Genomic DNA, 17,796 nt, shown 5'->3' on the forward strand with positions numbered 1-17,796 from the left:
GTAAGCGGGGGCGCGATCAGGCGGGAGGAACGATGCGCAGCATATGGAAGGGCGCGATCTCGTTCGGGCTGGTCACGATCCCCGTGAAGCTGTACTCGGCGACCGAGCAGAAGGACGTTGCCTTCCACCAGGTGCACCGGGAGGACGGCGGGCGCATCCGGTACCGCCGGGTGTGCAGCCTCGACGGCGAGGAGGTGCAGTACGCCGACATCGCCAAGGGCTACGAACTGCCCACCGGCGAGATGGTCGTGCTCACCGACGATGACTTCGAGCAGCTTCCGCTGTCGAGTTCGCGCCGTATCGACGTGCTGCAGTTCTGCCCGGCCGAGCAGATCGACCCCATTCTGTTTAACAAGTCCTACTACCTGGAGCCCGAGGCCACCGGGAGCAAGCCGTACGTGCTGCTGCGCGACGCGCTTGAGGCGTCCGGGCGGGTCGCCATCGTCAAGGTGGCGCTGCGTCAGCGCGAGTCGCTGGCCGTGCTGCGGGTGCGCGACGGCGTGTTCGTGATGGAGACCATGCTGTGGCCGGACGAGGTCCGCGAGGCGGAGTTCGGGTTCCTCGGCGAGGACATCGACGTGCGCGCCCAGGAACTGCAGATGGCGAACTCGCTGATCGACACGATGACGGCGGACTTCGACCCCGAGCAGTACCACGACGCCTACCGCGAGGCGCTTGAGGAGATCATCGAGGCGAAGGTCGCGGGCAAGGAGGTCGTGCAGCCCGAGCGGGCGCCCGAGGAGGGGCCCGCCGTCGACCTCATGGCCGCGCTGCGGGCGAGCGTCGAGGCCGCGAAGAAGGGCAGGGCCGCCGAGGAGGGCGAGCGGCCGGTCAAGGAGGCCGCCAAGGCCGGGGCGAAGGAGGCCGGCAAGGCCAAGGCGGCCAAGGCGGAGAAGGCCGAGAAGGCGGAGAAGGACAAGGCCGCTCCGCGGCGCCGTACCCGCAAGACGGCCTAGGCCGCCGCCGCGACGCCGCGCGGGCTTGCGGCGGACCGACCCCGGGGCGAGCCCGACCGGTCCCGATGCAGCGGTACGCCGAGAGCCTCGGGATCATGGCTCTCGGCGTACCGGCCGTCGGGAGTAGTGATCGGACCGTGCGGATCCGCGTAGATCGGCGCGGGCGCGTATCGCCTGGTCGGTGGCGAAGACGCCCGGAAAGATGAACGTCGTGGCGCCGTCGTCGGGCGCCACGACGTTGGTGCTCAGGGTCGCCGGGCCTGGTGGCCGAGGGACCCGCTCACATCGGGCTCAGCGCGTGCGCCGGTCACCAGTCCCAGTTGTCGAAGCCCTTGTGCCCGAAGCCCTTGTGCCCGAAGCCCTCGTGATCGAAGCCCTTGTGGTCGAACCCCTTGTGGTGGCCGAAGAACCTGTGGTGGCCGAACCTGAAGTGCGCGCTGTGGTGGCGACGGTGCCAGGAGGCGCACCTGACGTACCTCTTGGCGACCTTCCTCACCACGAGGCCGCGGTGTCCGCCGAAGTAACGGCCGAACTTGCCGCCGCCGCGCTTCTTGACGTACTTCTTCACGGCCTTGGCGACGCAGAGGTTCGCGCCTCCCGCGAACGCGTGGTGGTGGCCGAACCCGTGGTGGCCGAAGGAGCCGCCGCCGTCCGCGTAAGCGGGGGCGGCCGTCACGGCGCCCATCGTGATCGCGCCACCACCCGCGAGGGCCGCGGCGGCGAGCGTGCTAGCGAGACGCTGGAATTTCATCGTCACTCCTCGTGTTCGAGGGGGGCTATGTGCGTAATGTCCGTACTCGTGTAGAAAAAAACCGATACGCCCTGAGATCTTCTGAATACGGAGAGTTGTTGAGAGGTGGGTGGCGTGGCGGCGATCACTGCTTGACCTGGCGGCGCGTGCGCGCCCTCGGCGAGCCACGCGGGCGGGGACGCGCCGTCGTGGTCGCTTGCCCCCGTGCCGCCCATTAGGTACGGCTTATGACAGAACCAGCCACCGAACCGGAGGGAAACGGGCGATGAACGAGCCGATCGCGCACTGGCCGGGCAAGGTTCTCGAACTTGACGGCACGGCCGTCCATGTGCGATCGACTCCCGCGGGCCCGGACGAGGCCGGGGTCTTCGTGCACGGCCTGGCCGGCTCGGCGACCAACTGGACCGACCTGATGGGCGAGTTGTCCGGGACCATGACCGGATACGCCCTCGACCTGCCCGGCGCCGGATACTCGCCCGCCCCGGCCGACGGCGACTACTCCATCTCGGCGCACGCGCGGGCCGTCATCGCGCTCGTCGAGCACGTCGCGCTCAAGCAGGGCGCCGGGCCGGTGCACCTGTTCGGCAACTCCCTGGGCGGCGCGGTGTCGGTGCGGGTGGCCGCGACCCGCCCCGACCTGGTGCGCACGCTCACCCTCGTCTCGCCCGCGCTGCCCGATCTCACCCCCCGGTACGGCCCCGCCCGCGTGGCCTTCTCCGCCACCCCCGGCCTGGGCGAGTGGGTCGTCGGCCGGCTGCGTCACCTGCCCGCCGAGCGGCGGATCAAGGCCACGATGGCGATGTGCTACGCCGACGCCACCCGGGTGCACCCGCTGCGCCTCAAGGACGCCGTGGCCGAGCTGATCCGCCGCGACGAACTGCCGCACACCGGCGCCTCCCTGGTCGGCTCGGCCCGCGGCCTGGCCAGCGAGTACATCCGGGCCTACCTGGAGGAGTACCGGCGGCGCGGCGACGGCGGCGACTCGCTGTGGCGTCAGGCCGCGCGCGTGCAGGCCCCCACCCTCGTCGTGCACGGCGTACACGACCGGCTCGTGCACGCCCGCACGGCGATCCGCGCCGCCCGCACCTTCCCCGACGTGCGCCTGGTGGTGCTGCCGCACGCCGCGCACGTGGCGCAGATGGAGTACCCCGAGGTGGTGGCCCGCGAGGTCCGCGCCCTGATCGACCACGCCCGCGCCCGGGACGCCCGCCAGGACGCCGTACGCCAAGACGCGTAATGAAAAATCGCCCAGACGGCTAGTAAGGGGATGTGGCGTACGTCGCATACCCTCGTGGGGAATGCCAAGCAGGCAGGGTTAGGTTGTCTCTCATATCGGCCCGCCGTGCCCGCGCGGCTGGTCGATTCACGAGGGATTCCCCCGAAACGGGAGCGTAGAACAGTGTCGTTGCCACCGCTGGTAGAGCCGGCCGCAGAGCTGACCGTTGACGAGGTCCGCCGCTACTCACGTCACCTGATCATTCCCGATGTCGGCATGGCCGGGCAGAAGCGGCTCAAGAACGCCAAGGTCCTGTGTGTGGGCGCGGGCGGCCTTGGATCGCCGACCCTGATGTATCTGGCGGCGGCGGGCGTCGGCACGCTTGGCGTGATCGACTTCGACGTTGTCGATGAGTCCAACCTCCAGCGCCAGGTCATCCACGGCCAGTCCGACGTCGGCAAGCTCAAGGCCGAGTCGGCCGCGGCGACGGTGCGGGAGATCAACCCGCACGTCAACGTGATCATTCACAACGTGGCGCTCACGACCGACAACGTCATGGACATCTTCTCGGGCTACGACCTCATCGTCGACGGCACCGACAACTTCGCCACGCGCTACATGGTCAACGACGCGGCCGTGCTGCTCGGCAAGCCGTACGTGTGGGGGTCGATCTACCGTTTCGACGGCCAGGCGAGCGTCTTCTGGGCCGAGCACGGGCCGTGCTACCGGTGCCTCTACCCCGAGCCGCCGCCGCCCGGCATGGTGCCGTCCTGCGCGGAGGGCGGCGTGCTCGGCGTGCTGTGCGCCTCGATCGGGTCGATCCAGGTCAACGAAGCCATCAAGCTGATCACCGGGGTCGGCGACCCGCTGGTGGGCCGGCTGATGATCTACGACGCGCTGGAGATGAAGTACCGCGACGTCAAGGTCCGCAAGGACCCCGAGTGCGTGCTGTGCGGCAAGAACCCGACGGTGACCTCGCTGCTTGAGAACTACGAGGCGTTCTGCGGCGTGGTGTCCGACGAGGCGCAGCAGGCGGCCCAGGGCTCCACGATCACGGCGCTGGAGCTGAAGGAGATGCAGGACCGCGGGGACGACATCTTCCTGGTGGACGTGCGCGAGCCGAACGAGTACGAGATCGTCAGCATCCCGGGCGCGGTGCTGATCCCCAAGGGCGAGTTCATCAACGGCTCGGCCCTGGAGAAGCTGCCCCAGGACAAGAAGATCGTGCTGCACTGCAAGTCCGGCGCGCGCAGCGCCGAGGCGCTCGCGGTGGTGAAGAACGCCGGGTTCTCGGACGCCGTGCACGTGGGCGGCGGCGTGCTGAGCTGGATCAAGTCAGTGGACCCGAGCCTGCCGACCTACTGACGGCGGGCCCGCCGGGCGAAAACACATCGACCCCGCGCCGAGATCTCTCGGTGCGGGGTCGGTCGTGTTCGGGCTGTGGTGTCTGAGCTGGGGTGTCGGGGCGGTGGTGCCGGGGCGGTGGTGTCGGGGCGGTGGTGCCGGGGGCGGCGTCTGTGGGGGTCTCACTTGGGCAGGACCGTGAGGCCGGAGCCGGTGACGATCGCCTGGAGGGCGGCCACGTGCCCGGCGTACGCCGCTCGTCCCTCCTTGGTGAGGCTGAACCAGGTCTTGGGTCGTTTGCCGACATGTCCCTTGCGCACCCTCACGTATCCGGCGGCCTCCAGCGCGGCGGCCTGCTTGGACAGCACCGAGTCGCTGACGCCGACGCTGTCGCGGACGAGGGCGAACTCGGCCTCCTCCGTGGCGGCGAGCAGCGCCACGATCCGCAGCCGGGTCGGGGCGTGGATCACCGGGTTCAGCTCGTGTGCTTCGGGCTCAGGTGTCTCGATCATTGCGCGGCCGGCTCCGTGTCGACGGGTCCGGTGGTCGTCTGGGGCGTCGCCAAACGGCGAGCGGTGCGCATCGTCATCCAGCGCGGGAGCCACGGGGCGGTGAACAGGACGACCACAGCGGTCAGCAGCGTACAGCCCGTGCGGGGATAGGGGAAACCGACCGCGATGAAGGCGGCGAGCAAGGCGAAGGACAGCCCGATCGTGGCGATGAGCCAGGCGCTGAAGCCGACCCACGCCCACGGATCGACGATCGAGCGGTGCGGCCGCAGGGACATGGTGTTGACGTCGCGGATGAACTTGATCACGGACGCGAAGAGGGCGATCAGCGCGACGATGACGCCGATCACGGCGGCGGGCCCGGACAGGACCTCGGTGGCGAACTGGATCCCGGTCACGACGATCCATACGGCGCCGAGGTACCACGAGGGGAACATCGGGGGCGCGGAGCGCAGGGCGGTGTGTTGGGTGTGCTTGACGTCGGCCAGCGCGCGGGCCGCGTCGTCGGGGCTGATGTTCATGGGGTCCTCCCTTGCTTTTTCCGTCTTGGAAAGTACTTTACTTTCTTGACTGGAAAGTACTTTCCGCACTCCGTGGTGTCAAGCCTCTTGGGAACAATCGGGACGGATCGCCAGATGACGAGCGGCAAGCGCGGTTAGAGTCGTGCAGGTGGGCGAGCAGAGCGGGCAGATCGGGGGGTTTGGCGTTCGGCCACCCGCCGAGCCGCGCCTGCCCCCGGGCGGCAGGGCGTCCGCGGCCGCGCACGGGCCGTACGACCAGGTGACCGTGGGGGCGCGCGGGCCGTACCCGCCGTCGTTCGAGCCGCCCCCGCGATCCCGCGAGGGCTTCGCGCCGTTCGAGCGGACCGTCGCCTCGCCCGGGCTCGTCGAGCCGAACGGCGCGATCGTGGAGCCGCGCGGACCGTACGACCCGCCGGACTTCGCGCGTGAGCCGTACCCGCCACCGCCGTACCCGCCACCGCCGGAGCCTCCCGCGCCGGATAAGCCGGGCGGCGCTCCGCCGCGCCCGGCGCGGGGCGGGTCGCGGTCCCGTTCGCGCGCCTGGCCCGCCGTGGTGGTGTCCGCCGTGCTCGCGTTGCTCTGCGCGGTCGTCGCGGGGATCGCCGCCAGCACGGCCGGGGCGGAGATGACCCGCGGGCCGGACGCCGCCGAGATCCAGCGCGCCACCGCCGACGAGATCGCCCGGCGATGGCAGGTGTGGCCCGCCGACCGCATCTTCCCGCCGACGCTGTCGTACGTCACCGAACAGGGGGGCTCCGAGCGGGCGCGGCGGGTCGGCGTCTCCTCCCGCACCGAGTGCGCGGCGGCCGTGGACGCCCGGCTGCGGGCGCCGCTGCGCGCCGCGCACTGCCGCGCCGTGCTGCGCGCCACCTACCTCGACGCCCTCCAAGGGGTGGTCGTCACCATCGGCGTCGCGGCCTTCCCCGACTCGGCGTCCGCCGCCGCGGCGTACGCCGCCTTCCCCCGCGCCGGACGGCCGTCGCCGGGCCTGCGCGCCCTCGCCTTCCCCGGTACGGTGACCGACCGGTTCACGGCGGCGGGACGTCAGCACGGCTACGCGCGGCAGGCCGGGCCGTACGTGGTGGCGGTGACGGCCGGGCAGGTGGACGGCCGCCCGGCGCGGGCCGTCGGACGGCAGCGGGCGACCCTGTTCGCCTTCACCACGGACCTCGCCGACGGGGTGCTGCGCACCCTGGTCACCCCGGCGCGGCTCGACTGCGCGGCCGAGGAGTGGCTGTGCTGACCCGCGAGACGACCGGACCACGCGAACGGCGGGCGGCCGTGCCCCAGGTGGTGCCCGCCCGCAGCGCCACATGCCCCGCGCGCTCAACCATGCGCTCGGTCACGGCCCTGGCGACGGTTCTGGTCGCGCTCCTGACGGCGGTGACCGCGTTCACGCCGGGGACCGCGCGGGCCGACCAGGTACGCGGCAGCCAGGCGGAGGTGCTGCGCACCCTCGGCGTGGAGCAGGCCTGGCGCGTCACCCGGGGCAAGGGGGTGACGGTCGCCGTCCTCGACTCGGGCGTGGACCCCCGGCACCACGACCTCGCGGGCTCGGTCGTCACCGGCAGGGACTTCACCGTCGGCGCCAACCCGCCCGGCGTCGCGCCGCGCCGGCTGCACGGCACCTACATGGCCTCGCTGATCGCCGGGCACGGTCACGGCCCCGGCCGCGGCGACGGCGTGATCGGCGTGGCGCCGCAGGCCCGGATCCTGTCGGTGCGCGTGATCCTGGAGGACGAGGAGCCGGGCTTCCGCGTCTTCAACTCCGAGGCGCGCTACGAGCGGGTCGTGGCGCGCGGCATCCGCTACGCCGTGGACCGGGGCGCGGACGTCATCAACATGTCGATCTCCAAGGACCAGCCCACCCGGGCCGAACGCGCCGCGATCAGCTACGCGATCTCCAAGGGCGTGGTGCTCGTCGCCGCCGCAGGCAACGAGGGCGCGGGCCGCCGCAACGCGCCCTACTCCTATCCCGCGTCCTTCCCCGGGGTGATCTCGGTGGCGGCGGCCGACAAGGGGCTGCACCGTGCGTCGTTCTCCAACCGCAACTCGCTGGTCACGGTGGCCGCGCCGGGCGTGGACATCCTGGGCGCGGGCCCCGGCGACGAGTACTGGGTCGGGCGCGGCACCTCGCAGGCGACCGCGCTGGTCTCCGGGGTGGCCGCCCTGATCAAGTCCCGGTACCCGCGGATGTCCCCGGCGCTGGTCGTGCAGGCGATCACCGCGGGCGTGAGCCGCCGACCGGCCGGCGGCTACGACCCCGGCACCGGGTTCGGCGTGGTGAACGCGGCGCTGGCGCTGCGTCAGGCGGCCGTGCTGGCGCGGCACCGGCTCACGGCCACAGGTCCGGGCGTACAGGACCCGGCCAAGCCGGTGAAGCCGGGCGCGGGCGTGCCGCGGCTCGACACCGGCCCGATCCAGGTGGTGCGGCGCGACCAGCGGGAGATCACCTTTTACACCGGCGTCGCGGCGGCTGCGGGGGTGGGCGCGCTCGTCTGTCTGAGCGTGATGTTCATCCTGTTACGCCGCGTAAAACGAAAAGAAGAACAAATACCACAAGAGGTACCGGAACCACATCGAGCCGCGTTAACGACGTAGCATCATAGTTATGAAGCCTGAGCCGCCCGGCAAGCGCACGGGGAAAGGCCCGGCGCCCAGGGCGGCGGGCACCGGCGCAAAGGCCAGACGAGGCGCGCCCTGGCCCGTGCGCGCCTCAGGAGTCAGGACACCCAATCTGGGCGCGTCCGCCGGGCCGCGCGCGGGCGCGGCACGGGCAGGCGCGGGCACGGCCGGTCGGTCCTGGCTCGGCGGGCGGCGCTCGGCCGCCGCCGCGCAGGCCGCCCGCGAGCAGGAGGAGCTGCGGCAGGGGGTGCGCCGCCGCGGCCTGTTCCTGTCGCTGGTGAGCGTCGTCCTGGTGATCGCCGCGACCAACGTCCTGCTCGGCGCCGTCGGCCTGCTGCAGGAGACCAGGTCCCGGCCGCTCACCGACGCCGAGCGCGCCGAGTACGTCCGCCAGGACGTGGCCCGCCGCTGGCACTCCTGGCCGGCCACCATGGTCTTCCCCGACGAGGTGGAGTACATCGGCCTGGGCCGCTCCCAGCGCCTCGCCCGCCGGGTCGGCATCGCCCCCGAGGCGAGCTGCCGGGCCGGGCTCGACGCCCCGGTCGCCAAGGTGCTCGAGGGGTACGGCTGCCGCACCCTGCTGCGCGCCACCTACGTCGACCAGTCCGCCACCTACGCCATCACGGTCGGCGTGGCCGTGCTGCGCGATGAGGAGTCCAGAGTCGTGGCGGCGGCCAAGCTGCCGGTGGACGACCGGGTCGGCGTGCGCCCGGTGTCCTTCCCCGGCACCGTGACCGAGTCGTTCGGGGCCGCGCAGCGGCAGCGGACCGCCTGGGTGGGGGCGGGGCCGTACATCGTCTTCACCGCCTCCGGCTACGCCGACGGCCGCACCCGCCAGCAGGTGCCCCCGGAGGAGATCCTGCACAGCGAGCTGTGGCCGGTGGCCCAGTCGATCGGCGGGCGGATCGCCCGCGCCCTCGGCCAGCCGCCCGACGTACCGCGCTGCACCCAGGGGAACGTGTGCTGAGACGACCGCCCGGATCATCGCTTTCAGGACCGCTCGCCGGACCGCTGGCCAAACCGCTGGCCGTCCTGGCGGCGTGCGCCCTCGTGCTGCTCCCGGCCGCCGCCCCCGCCTCGGCGGACGCCGCCGAGATCCGCAAGGAGCAGCGGTGGGTGTTCGACGCGCTCAACGTCGAGAAGGCCTGGGAGTCGACCAAGGGCGCCGGCGTGACCGTGGCGCTGCTGGACACCAAGGTGCAGCCGTCGCTGAAGGAGCTCAAGGGCCGCCTCACCGAGGGCCCGGACCTGTCCGGCTTCGTCTTCGGCGACCTGGAGTCCCCGGTGGGCGCGCACGGCACCCGGATGGCCTCGCTCATCGCCGGGTCGGGCCGCGACGGCGCGCTGTCCGGAGTGGCGCCCGAGGCGCGCCTGTTGTCGATCCCGGTGACGGTCGAGGTGACCGGCCGGATGATGCCGCCGGGCCTCGGCGTCGAGGACAGCGCGATGGCCCGCGCGATCCGCTACGCGGTGAACCACGGTGCCACCGTGATCGCCGTCCCCGGCGGCCGGTACGGCGCGCAGCGCCTGGACAGCGACTCGGTCGCCTACGCCCTGTCCCGCGGCGTTCCGGTGGTGGCCGCGGTGGGCGACGACGGCGCGAGCGAGTCCAGCCGGTCGACGGGCACCTCGTACTGGCGCTTCCCGGCCGGCTACACCGGCGTGGTGGGCGTGGGCGCGGTGGACAAGAGCGGCGCGGTGGCCGAGTTCAGCAGCGACAACCTGTCGGTCCTTGTCACCGCCCCCGGCGTCGAGGTGCCCGCGGCGCGGCCCGGCGGCGGGTACGACAAGGTCTCCTCGACCGACGCCTCGGCCGCGCTGGTGGCCGGCGTGGTCGCGCTGATCAAGGCCAAGCACCCGACCCTGCGTCCCGAGCTGATCTCCCGGGCCCTCACCTCGACGGCGCGGGGCCGTCTGGAATCCGGATACGACGACCGGTCCGGCTTCGGCGTGGTCGACGCGGCGGCCGCCCTCGACCGGGCCGCGACGCTCGCGGCCTACCGGGACGGCGTTCCGGTGGACAAGGAGTACCGCTTCGGCGACCAGCCGCCCTCGCAGGGACCGTCCCGCCCCGGGCCCGACCCCTTCCGCATGTGGGCCTACGGCGTGGGCGTGGCGCTCGGCCTGGTCGCCTTCTCCGGCGCGCTGATCATCCTGATGCGGCGTACCGACCGTCGTTGATCACGCGTCGGATGCGATTCGGGCGCGATTTAGACGCTGTTTGGGAGCGTTTCGGCTGCTTCTCGTCGATCGGGGCTTTTCCGGCACCGGCGGGCGCGGATGGTTCGCTAAGGTCGCGGCTCATGGGGTACGAGCTGCGCGTTGAGCGTGAGTCGCCGCTCGCCTACGCGGAACTCGCCGAACCGTCGGTGGCCGAAGCGGGTTTCGGGGTGCGCGGGTCACAGGAGTCCGGCGAGATCGTCGCCCGCCACGAGGACGGGGTACACGTGGTCGCCGCCTGGCGTCAGGCTGGCGCAGGGGCCACGGGAGCGCTCACCGGCGAGCCGCTGTCGGACTGGCAGGTGGCCCAGCTGGTCCGCCTGTCGGACGTGCTGGGCGCGCGTCTGGTGGGCGAGGACGGGGAGGTCTACCGCGTGCGTGACGGCGTGGTGGAGCAGGTGAGTGGTTCCTCGGTGTTCGAGTTCGGCAAGATGGAGGAGATCCTGGCCATCGGCCCGGCGCAGTGGAGCGAATAAAAGGGACCCGATGAGGGGCCCCAGTGAGGGGCCTCAGTGAGGGGTGGCGGTGAGACCGGACTACGTCGAGCGGGTGCTTGAGGTGGTCGAGCGGATCCCGCCCGGCAAGGTGATGTCCTACGGCGACATCGCCGAGTACCTCGGTGAGGGCGGCCCCCGCCAGGTGGGCCGCGTGATGTCCACCTACGGCGGCGCGGTCCCCTGGTGGCGTGTCATCCGCGCGGACGGAACGCCTCCGCCCGGTCACGAACGGCAGTGTCTGGCCAGGTGGCGGGAGGAGGGAACGCCGTTACGCGGAGAGCGGGCGGACATGCGTGTGGCACGCTGGGACGGAAGCTCACGCTGAACGGCATTACCATCGTTGGAATACCGGTATAGCCGAGCCTTTCCGGAAAGGTGGTGCCTCTCCATGCCCACCGGCGCGACGTCCGCGCGCCCAGGCGACGTGTTCGCCGAGCGCTTGCGGGCCGTCCAGGACCTGTTCGACCGGGGAGAGGCGCTGGAGGGGCTCGCCTCCGCGGTCGACGCCTCCGGTCTCTCCCGCGGGCAACGCCGCCGGCTGCACGCCGAGGTGCTCGCCGGGCCGCTCGGCGCGCGGCTCGACAGCGCGGCCAAGCGCGGCCCCGAGCGGCGGCGGGAGGCGATCGACGCGCTGCGCCCCTTTCTCGCCACCGTCGAGCCCCGGGTCAAACTCAACCTGCCCGTCGGGCGCCGCCTGGCCTACCACCTGATCGAGACGCGCGACCCGACCGAACTCGCCGAGAGCGAGGACCTGGCCAAGCTCGCCGCCGCCGAGGCCGAGCCGTCCCGCCGGGTGCGCCGCGGCCTGCGCTGGTACGCCGAGCTGCCCGTGCCGGCCGAGCCCCGGCTGCTGCGCCTGCGCCGCGCCGACCTGGTCCCGGTCACGCAGGTGGACGACATCTCGTGGGGCGAGGACGGCCGGCTGCGGATCACCGGCCACGCGTACCTGGCCGGTTTGTCGGTGCGCAGCCGCCGCTTCAACCGGGCCACCGTCGTCCTGTACGGCCCGCGCTGGCTGCCGCCGATCGCGCTGCGCACCACCCGCATCCACCGCCCCCAGGCCACCCACGGCGCCGCCGAGCCCGGCTGCAACTACGACTGGGCGGGCTTCACCGCCGAGCTGCGGCCGTTCTCGCTGCGCTGGCGGGCTGGGATCCGGGCGGTGGTCCGCGGCGCGAAGCGGCTGCTGCGCGGGCGCGCGATCGTCCGCGACACCACCACCTGGCGGACCGAGATCGTGATCTGGAGCCGGATGGCCCGCGCCACCGGCCCGCTGCGCGGCCCGACGCCGGGCCGTACCGAGCGCCCCGACGGCCTTGAGCTCAAGCCCGGCCTCTGGGTGCGCCCGGTGTGGACCTCCGACCGGGCGCTCCAGGTCGTGCTGCAGCCGACCCGGGCGGAGCTGCTGTCGGCCCGCCTCACCGGCGGCGAGGACGACTCCGACACCGTGGAACTGGTCGGCTTCCTGCCGGGCCGTCCGTTCGAGAAGGGCCGGGCCCGGCTCGGCGGCTACCGCGTGGCCGCCGACTTCACCCCGGTCGACGGCGGCACCCGGTTCCGCCTGACGCTTCCCGCGCAGACCCTGCTCAAGGAGCGCGAGGTGCGCCGGCTGTGGGTGGAGCCCAAGGGCCTGCCCGCCGCGACGGTGCAGCTCACCGGGGACGCCGAGGCCCGCCTGACGATCGGCGAGCGCGAGATCACCGTGCTCCGCGACCGCCGCGACCGCGTGACCATCGCCGCGCACCGCATCCGCCCCTTCATCACCTCGGCCACCTGGCGGGACGGCACCCTCACCCTGGAAGGCGACTACCCCGACCCCGACCCCGGCCCGCGCGAGCTGGTGCTGCGCCACACCTCCGGCCTCACCTTCCACATCCCGCTGGAACGCCGCGGCCCCCGTTTCTCGGCACGGCTCGCCCCCGGCGCCATGCCCCGCTTCGGCGGCACCGTGCCGCTGCCGTCCGGCCCCTGGAGCCTGACGGTCAACGGCCTGGCCAGGGGCCGTCCGATCAGCGTGCCGGTGCGCTTCGACCACGCCGCGCTGGCCACCCTGGACGAGTCGCCGGTCGAGGTGGACGGCCGTACCTACCAGGTGGAGTCCACCCGGTTCGACGTACCGATGATCGTGGCGGCCGAGCGCATCCCCGACGACGAGAAGGGCGCGGCGGGCAACTGGGCGCTGCGCCGCGTCTTCTACCCGGCCGAGCGCACCCGCGAGCCGCGCGACGCGACCGTCTACGTCAGCTTCGACGGCCGCTTCTACGCCGACAACCCGCGCGCGGTGTACGAGGAGCGGCTGCGCCGCGGCGACGACCGCGAGCACATCTGGGTGGTGCGCGACGGCGCGTTCATCCCGCCGGACTCGGCCATGCTGGGCTCTGGGCCCGGGATCACCCCGCGCGTGGTCCGCGAGGGCGGCCGGGAGCACTACGAGGCGCTGGCCCGATCCCGGTACATCGTGACCAACTCCGCGCTGCCCACCTGGTTCCGCGCCCGCGAGGACCAGGTGGTGGTGCAGACCTGGAACGGCACGCCGCTCAAGCGCATCGGCAACGACCAGGCGCACATGGCCCGCGACCCCAAGCCGCCGGTCTGGCACCGGCAGGCCGCCGAGGTGCGCAACTGGGACCTGCTGGTCGCGCAGAGCCCCTGGGCGGGGGCGATCCTGCGCCGCGCGTTCGCCTACGACGGCGAGATGCTGGAGAGCGGCCTGCCGCGCAACGACCTGATCGCCGTCGGCGACCGCGACGACCTGGCGGCGGCGATCCGGCGCAGGCTGGGCGTGCCCGAGGGCAAGAAGCTCGTGCTGTACGCGCCCACCTCGCGCGACAACGACCGCAAGAACAGCTCGGTGCGCTTCGACCTGGTCGAGATGCGCAAGGCGCTCGGCTACGACCACGTCCTGCTGGTACGCGGCCATCCGCTGCAGGCCTACCCGTCGGCCCCGGGCCTGGCCGCCCCCGACTCGGCCGCCGCCAGGGCGATGGCCGCCGAATCCCTGCCGGTCGCCCCCGCGCCCGCCACCACCGGCAAACCGACCCCCAAACTGCTCGCCCGCCGGGCCGCCGTGGCGAAGGCCAAGGCCAAGTCGAGCGGCTCCGGCCACGGAGCCTTCGCCCTCGACGTCACCACGTACCCCGACATCGCGGAGCTGCTGCTGGTCGCGGACGTTTTGATCACCGACTACTCGGCGGTCATGTTCGACTTCGTCGTCACCGGCAAGCCCGTCATCCTGTTCGCCCCCGACCTGCAGCGCTACGACGCCAACCGCGGCCTCTACCTCGACCTGGCCACCGAGGCCCCCGGCCCGCTGCTCTTCGAGCAGTCCGACGTCGTCGACGCCCTCCGCTCCCTGGACACCGTCACCGCCGAGTACGCCGACCGCTACGCCGCATTCGTCCGCCTGCACGCCCCCCACGACGACGGCAAGGCCACCCTGCGCCTGGTCGATCACGTCTTCGGGCAGCCCTGACGGATTTGTCCGGCGCGGGCGTTCGAGGGGCCAAAGGCGGCGATTCGCGGGTAATCGGCCTGGTCGTCGGGCGGCGTGTCGTCCCGGTACGCAGGTGATCGCGGCGATAACGTGATCCGCAGCTCGTTGGATGTTGCACGATCAACGGCTGTGATCTGCTGGAATAGTGAGCCGTGAGTGGTCAGACCTACCGCCTGGTGCGGCCCGGGGGCATGGGGCGGGGGCCCGCTCCCGTGCTCGACGAGCACCAGCGGGCGGTCGTGGAGCATCCGGGCGGCCCGCTGCTCGTGCTCGCGGGGCCCGGCACCGGCAAGACCACCACGATCGTGGAGAGCGTCGCGCATCGCGTCGAACGGCGTGGCGTGGACCCCGGGCGCATCCTCGTGCTCACCTTCAGCCGCAAGGCGGCGGGCGAGCTGCGCGATCGCATCACCGCTCGCATGCGCCGCACCACCAAGACGCCGCTGGCGCTCACCTTCCACAGCTACGCGCACGCCCTGCTGCGCCGCCGGGCCGTACTCGCCGGCGAGCCCCCGCCCCGCCTGCTCACCGGCCCCGAGCAACTGCTTGAGGTGCGTCGGCTGCTGCACGGCGAGCTGGAGGAGGGCGCGCCGCACTGGCCCGCCGACATGCGCGAGCTGCTCAAGACCCGCGGGTTCGCCGAGGAGCTGCGCGACTTCCTCGCCCGCGCGGCCGAGCGCGGCCTCGACGGCAACGATCTGATCGAGCTGGGCCGCCGCCACGGCCGGGAGGACTGGGTGGCGGCGGGCGAGTTCTCCTTCCGCTACGCCACCCGGTTCGACCTCGACCCGGTGCCGACGCTCGACTACGCCGAGCTGATCCGCGCCGCCGTCGCCCACCTCGACGACCCCGAGGTGCTGCGGCGTGAGCGCGCGGCGTACGACGTGGTGTTCGTCGATGAGTACCAGGACACCGACCCGGCCCAGGAGCAGCTGCTGCGCCGCCTCGCGGGCGACGGCCGCGACCTGATCGCCGTCGGCGACCCCGACCAGTCGATCTACGGCTTCCGCGGCGCGGACGTGCGCGGCATCATGAACTTCCCCGAGCGCTTCCGGACCCGCGCGGGCGAGCAGGCGCCGGTCATCGCGCTGCGGGTGTGCCGCCGCAGCGGCGCAGAACTGCTCGCCGCCTCCCGGCGCGTGGCGCGCAGGCTGCCCGTGCCGCCGGGCCACTCCGAGGACCGGGCCGGTCATCGCGACCTTGAGCCCGTGCCGGGCACCGCGCCCGGCGAGGTGCGGGTGGTGCTCGCCGACAGCGAGAGCCAGGAGGCCGCCGTCGTCGCCGACACCCTGCGCCGCGCCCACCTGCTCGACGGCGTGCCGTGGTCGCGCATGGCGGTGCTGGTGCGGTCGGCGATCCGCCTGGTGCCGGTGCTGCGCCGGGCGCTGCTCAGCGCGGGCGTGCCGGTCGTGGTCGCGGGCGACGAGGTGCCGCTCATCCGCGAACCCGGCGTACGCCCGCTGATCACCGTGCTGAGCGTGGCGGCCCGGCCACAGCGGCTCGACGTCGGCACGGCGGAGGAGCTGCTCATCGGCCCGATCGGGGAAAGCGACGCCATCGGCGTGCGGCGGCTGCGGCGCGCCCTGCGGGTGGCCGAGCAGGAGGCGTACGCCCAGCACGCCGCAGGGAGCCGTCGCCACGGCGACGACACGCGGGCCGGTGAGACGGTCGGCGATGGGCGGGCGGTCGTGGATGAGCTGCCGCTGCCGCCCCGTACGCCCGACGAACTGCTCGTCGCCGCGCTGCGCGACCCGCGCGAGCTGATCACGATAGAGCCGCACGTGGCCGCGCCCGCCCAGCGCGTCGCCAAGCTGATCGCCACGGCCCGCGAGGCGATCCGCGGGGGCGCGACCGCCGAGGAGGCCCTGTGGATCACCTGGCAGGCGAGCGGCCTGTCGGAGCGCTGGATGGAGGCGAGCCTGTCCGGCGGGGCGCGGGGGGCGCAGGCCGACCGCGACCTCGACGCGGTGGTGGCGCTGTTCGACCACGCGGCCCGGTTCGTGGACCGCATGCCCCGGGCGGGCGTGGAGGTGTTCCTCGACGACCTGACCTCCCAGGAGATCCCCGAGGACACGCTGGCCGAGCACGCGCCCGACGGCGAGGCGGTGCGCATCCTGACCGCGCACCGGTCCAAGGGCCTGGAATGGGACGTCGTGGTCGTGGCGGGCGTACAGGAGGGCGTCTGGCCCGATCTGCGGCTGCGCGGCTCGCTGCTCGGCATCGAGGCGCTCGTCGAACTGGCGGCCGGGTCCTCGATCGGCGTGGGTCCCCGCCGGATCCCCGACGCCCTCTCCGGGGCCGGAACGCTGCCCGCCGCCGACGGCCCCGGCGTACCGCCCCCGGAGAACCTGACGGTCCGCCCCGCCCGCCGCGGACGGACCCCCGCGTCCCCCGCCTCCGCGGACGCCGAGGCCGCCGCCCTGATCTCGAAAATGCTCGCCGAGGAACGGCGGCTGTTCTACGTCGCCGCGACCCGCGCCCGCCGCCGGCTCGTCGTCACCGCCGTCGGCGGCGAGGACACCGAGGAACGCCCCTCCCGCTTCCTCACCGAACTGCTGCCCGGCGAGGTCGAGGCGGCCACCGTGGACGAGCGGGCGCGCTGGCTGAACATGTCCGCGCTCGTCGCCGACCTGCGCGCCGCCGTCTGCGACGTGGACCGCCCCGAGCCGGTACGGCGCGCCGCCGCCGGTCACCTGGCCCGCCTCGCCCGCGCGGGGGTGCCCGGCGCGTCCCCGTCCGAGTGGTACGCGCTCACCACCATCTCCGACGACCGGCCGCTCGCCTGGCCCGGAGGCGTCGTGACGATCTCCCCCTCGGCGGTAGAGAGCTTCACCAAGTGCGGGCTGCGCTGGCTGCTGGAGAACGCCGTGGGCGCGAGCGGCGCCGACATGGCCCGCGGCCTCGGCTCGGTGATCCACGCGATCGCGGCGCTGGCCGCCGTCGACGACGCCCCCGACACCCTCGTCAAACGCCTCGACGAGATCTGGAGCGAACTGGACTTCGGCGGCCTGTGGTACAACCGCAAGCAGCGGGCGGTCGCCGAGCGGATGGTGGCGCGTTTCCTCGACTGGCACGAGCACAACCAGCGCGAGCTCGTCGCCTTCGAGGAGGCGTTCACCGCGATGGCGGGCGAGGGCGTCCAGATCCGGGGCCGCGTGGACCGCGTCGAACGCGACCGCGACGGCCGCGCCGTGATCATCGACATCAAGACCGGCGGCGCCAAACCATCCGAAAGCGACCTCGACCGGCACCCGCAACTCGGCGTCTACCAACTCGCCGTCCTCCTCGGCGCGTTCGAACGCCACGGCCTCACCCGCCCCGGCGGGGCCGCGCTCGTCCAGGTCGGCAAGGCGGCCGGCAAGGATGCCAAGGAGCAGGCCCAGCGCGCCCTCACCGACGACCCCGACCCCGGCTGGGCCAAGGACCTCGTCGACACCGTCGCGACCGGCATGTCCTCCCCGGTCTTCACCGCCAAGGTCAACGACGGCTGCCGCACCTGCGCCGTGAAGGCGACCTGCCCCGTCAACGACAACGGCGGCCAGGTCACCTGACTCTGCTCGGATCGGCGCCCCTCAACTCGGCGCCCCTCAACTCGGTGGCCCCTCAGCCCGCTTGCCGCGATCAGGCGCGGACATCGGCGGCGGGATGTCGGAGTCTTGTGGTT

At 73.0% G+C, this 17,796-nt stretch carries 14 protein-coding genes; 11 read left to right on the plus strand and 3 right to left on the minus strand.

Features of this window, described 5'->3' with window-relative positions:
- The first annotated feature begins 32 nt into the window (after positions 1–32).
- Positions 33–956, plus strand: a complete 924-nt coding sequence (locus AB0K60_RS22855) for a Ku protein (RefSeq protein ID WP_364058326.1) — start codon at positions 33–35, stop codon at positions 954–956.
- 307 nt (positions 957–1,263) lie between these two features.
- Here AB0K60_RS22855 and AB0K60_RS22860 read toward each other — a convergent pair whose 3' ends face one another.
- A complete protein-coding gene (locus AB0K60_RS22860) occupies positions 1,264–1,707 on the minus strand; it encodes a hypothetical protein (protein ID WP_364058329.1) in 444 nt (147 codons plus the stop codon).
- 265 nt (positions 1,708–1,972) lie between these two features.
- On the opposite strand from AB0K60_RS22860, the gene AB0K60_RS22865 reads away from it, so the two are divergent.
- The gene (locus tag AB0K60_RS22865; protein ID WP_364058332.1) at positions 1,973–2,944 is read left to right on the plus strand and encodes an alpha/beta fold hydrolase; all 972 of its coding nucleotides are present in this window, start codon (positions 1,973–1,975) and stop codon (positions 2,942–2,944) included.
- A 162-nt stretch (positions 2,945–3,106) separates the two neighbouring features.
- Positions 3,107–4,288: an adenylyltransferase/sulfurtransferase MoeZ gene (gene moeZ / locus AB0K60_RS22870; RefSeq protein WP_364058335.1), complete on the plus strand. Its 1,182-nt coding sequence runs from the start codon at positions 3,107–3,109 to the stop codon at positions 4,286–4,288.
- Between the two features lie 161 nt (positions 4,289–4,449).
- Here moeZ and AB0K60_RS22875 read toward each other — a convergent pair whose 3' ends face one another.
- Together AB0K60_RS22875 and AB0K60_RS22880 are read right to left on the minus strand one after the other, a co-directional pair.
- Positions 4,450–4,779 (minus strand): transcriptional regulator, encoded by a 330-nt coding sequence (locus AB0K60_RS22875; RefSeq protein ID WP_364058338.1) that lies wholly within the window; start codon positions 4,777–4,779, stop codon positions 4,450–4,452.
- Complete coding sequence (locus AB0K60_RS22880; protein ID WP_364058341.1) at positions 4,776–5,297, minus strand: hypothetical protein; 522 nt, start codon at positions 5,295–5,297, stop codon at positions 4,776–4,778. Before AB0K60_RS22880 ends, AB0K60_RS22875 begins: the two co-directional genes overlap by 4 nt.
- A gap of 148 nt (positions 5,298–5,445) precedes the next feature.
- On the opposite strand from AB0K60_RS22880, the gene AB0K60_RS22885 reads away from it, so the two are divergent.
- The 8 genes from AB0K60_RS22885 (at position 5,446) to AB0K60_RS22920 (ending at position 17,683) form a co-directional block, all read left to right on the plus strand.
- On the plus strand, positions 5,446–6,540 hold the full coding sequence (locus AB0K60_RS22885) for a hypothetical protein (protein WP_364058344.1): 1,095 nt from the start codon (positions 5,446–5,448) through the stop codon (positions 6,538–6,540).
- On the plus strand, positions 6,534–7,898 hold the full coding sequence (locus AB0K60_RS22890; protein WP_364058347.1) for a S8 family serine peptidase: 1,365 nt from the start codon (positions 6,534–6,536) through the stop codon (positions 7,896–7,898). The genes AB0K60_RS22885 and AB0K60_RS22890 overlap by 7 nt, the downstream gene beginning before the upstream one ends.
- A gap of 10 nt (positions 7,899–7,908) precedes the next feature.
- Positions 7,909–8,889 (plus strand): hypothetical protein, encoded by a 981-nt coding sequence (locus AB0K60_RS22895; RefSeq protein WP_364058350.1) that lies wholly within the window; start codon positions 7,909–7,911, stop codon positions 8,887–8,889.
- Positions 8,883–10,103 (plus strand): S8 family serine peptidase, encoded by a 1,221-nt coding sequence (locus AB0K60_RS22900; protein ID WP_364058353.1) that lies wholly within the window; start codon positions 8,883–8,885, stop codon positions 10,101–10,103. The genes AB0K60_RS22895 and AB0K60_RS22900 overlap by 7 nt, the downstream gene beginning before the upstream one ends.
- 122 nt (positions 10,104–10,225) lie before the next feature.
- Positions 10,226–10,618, plus strand: coding sequence for a hypothetical protein (locus tag AB0K60_RS22905; protein WP_364058356.1), 393 nt, complete (start codon positions 10,226–10,228; stop codon positions 10,616–10,618).
- Between the two features lie 43 nt (positions 10,619–10,661).
- A complete protein-coding gene (locus AB0K60_RS22910) occupies positions 10,662–10,964 on the plus strand; it encodes an MGMT family protein (protein WP_364058359.1) in 303 nt (100 codons plus the stop codon).
- Between the two features lie 63 nt (positions 10,965–11,027).
- Positions 11,028–14,111 (plus strand): CDP-glycerol glycerophosphotransferase family protein, encoded by a 3,084-nt coding sequence (locus tag AB0K60_RS22915; protein WP_364058362.1) that lies wholly within the window; start codon positions 11,028–11,030, stop codon positions 14,109–14,111.
- A gap of 212 nt (positions 14,112–14,323) precedes the next feature.
- Positions 14,324–17,683 (plus strand): ATP-dependent DNA helicase, encoded by a 3,360-nt coding sequence (locus tag AB0K60_RS22920; protein ID WP_364058465.1) that lies wholly within the window; start codon positions 14,324–14,326, stop codon positions 17,681–17,683.
- The last annotated feature ends 113 nt before the right edge of the window (positions 17,684–17,796 follow it).

The sequence above is a fragment of the Thermopolyspora sp. NPDC052614 genome, from assembly GCF_040678635.1.
Lineage (GTDB): Bacteria > Actinomycetota > Actinomycetes > Streptosporangiales > Streptosporangiaceae > Thermopolyspora.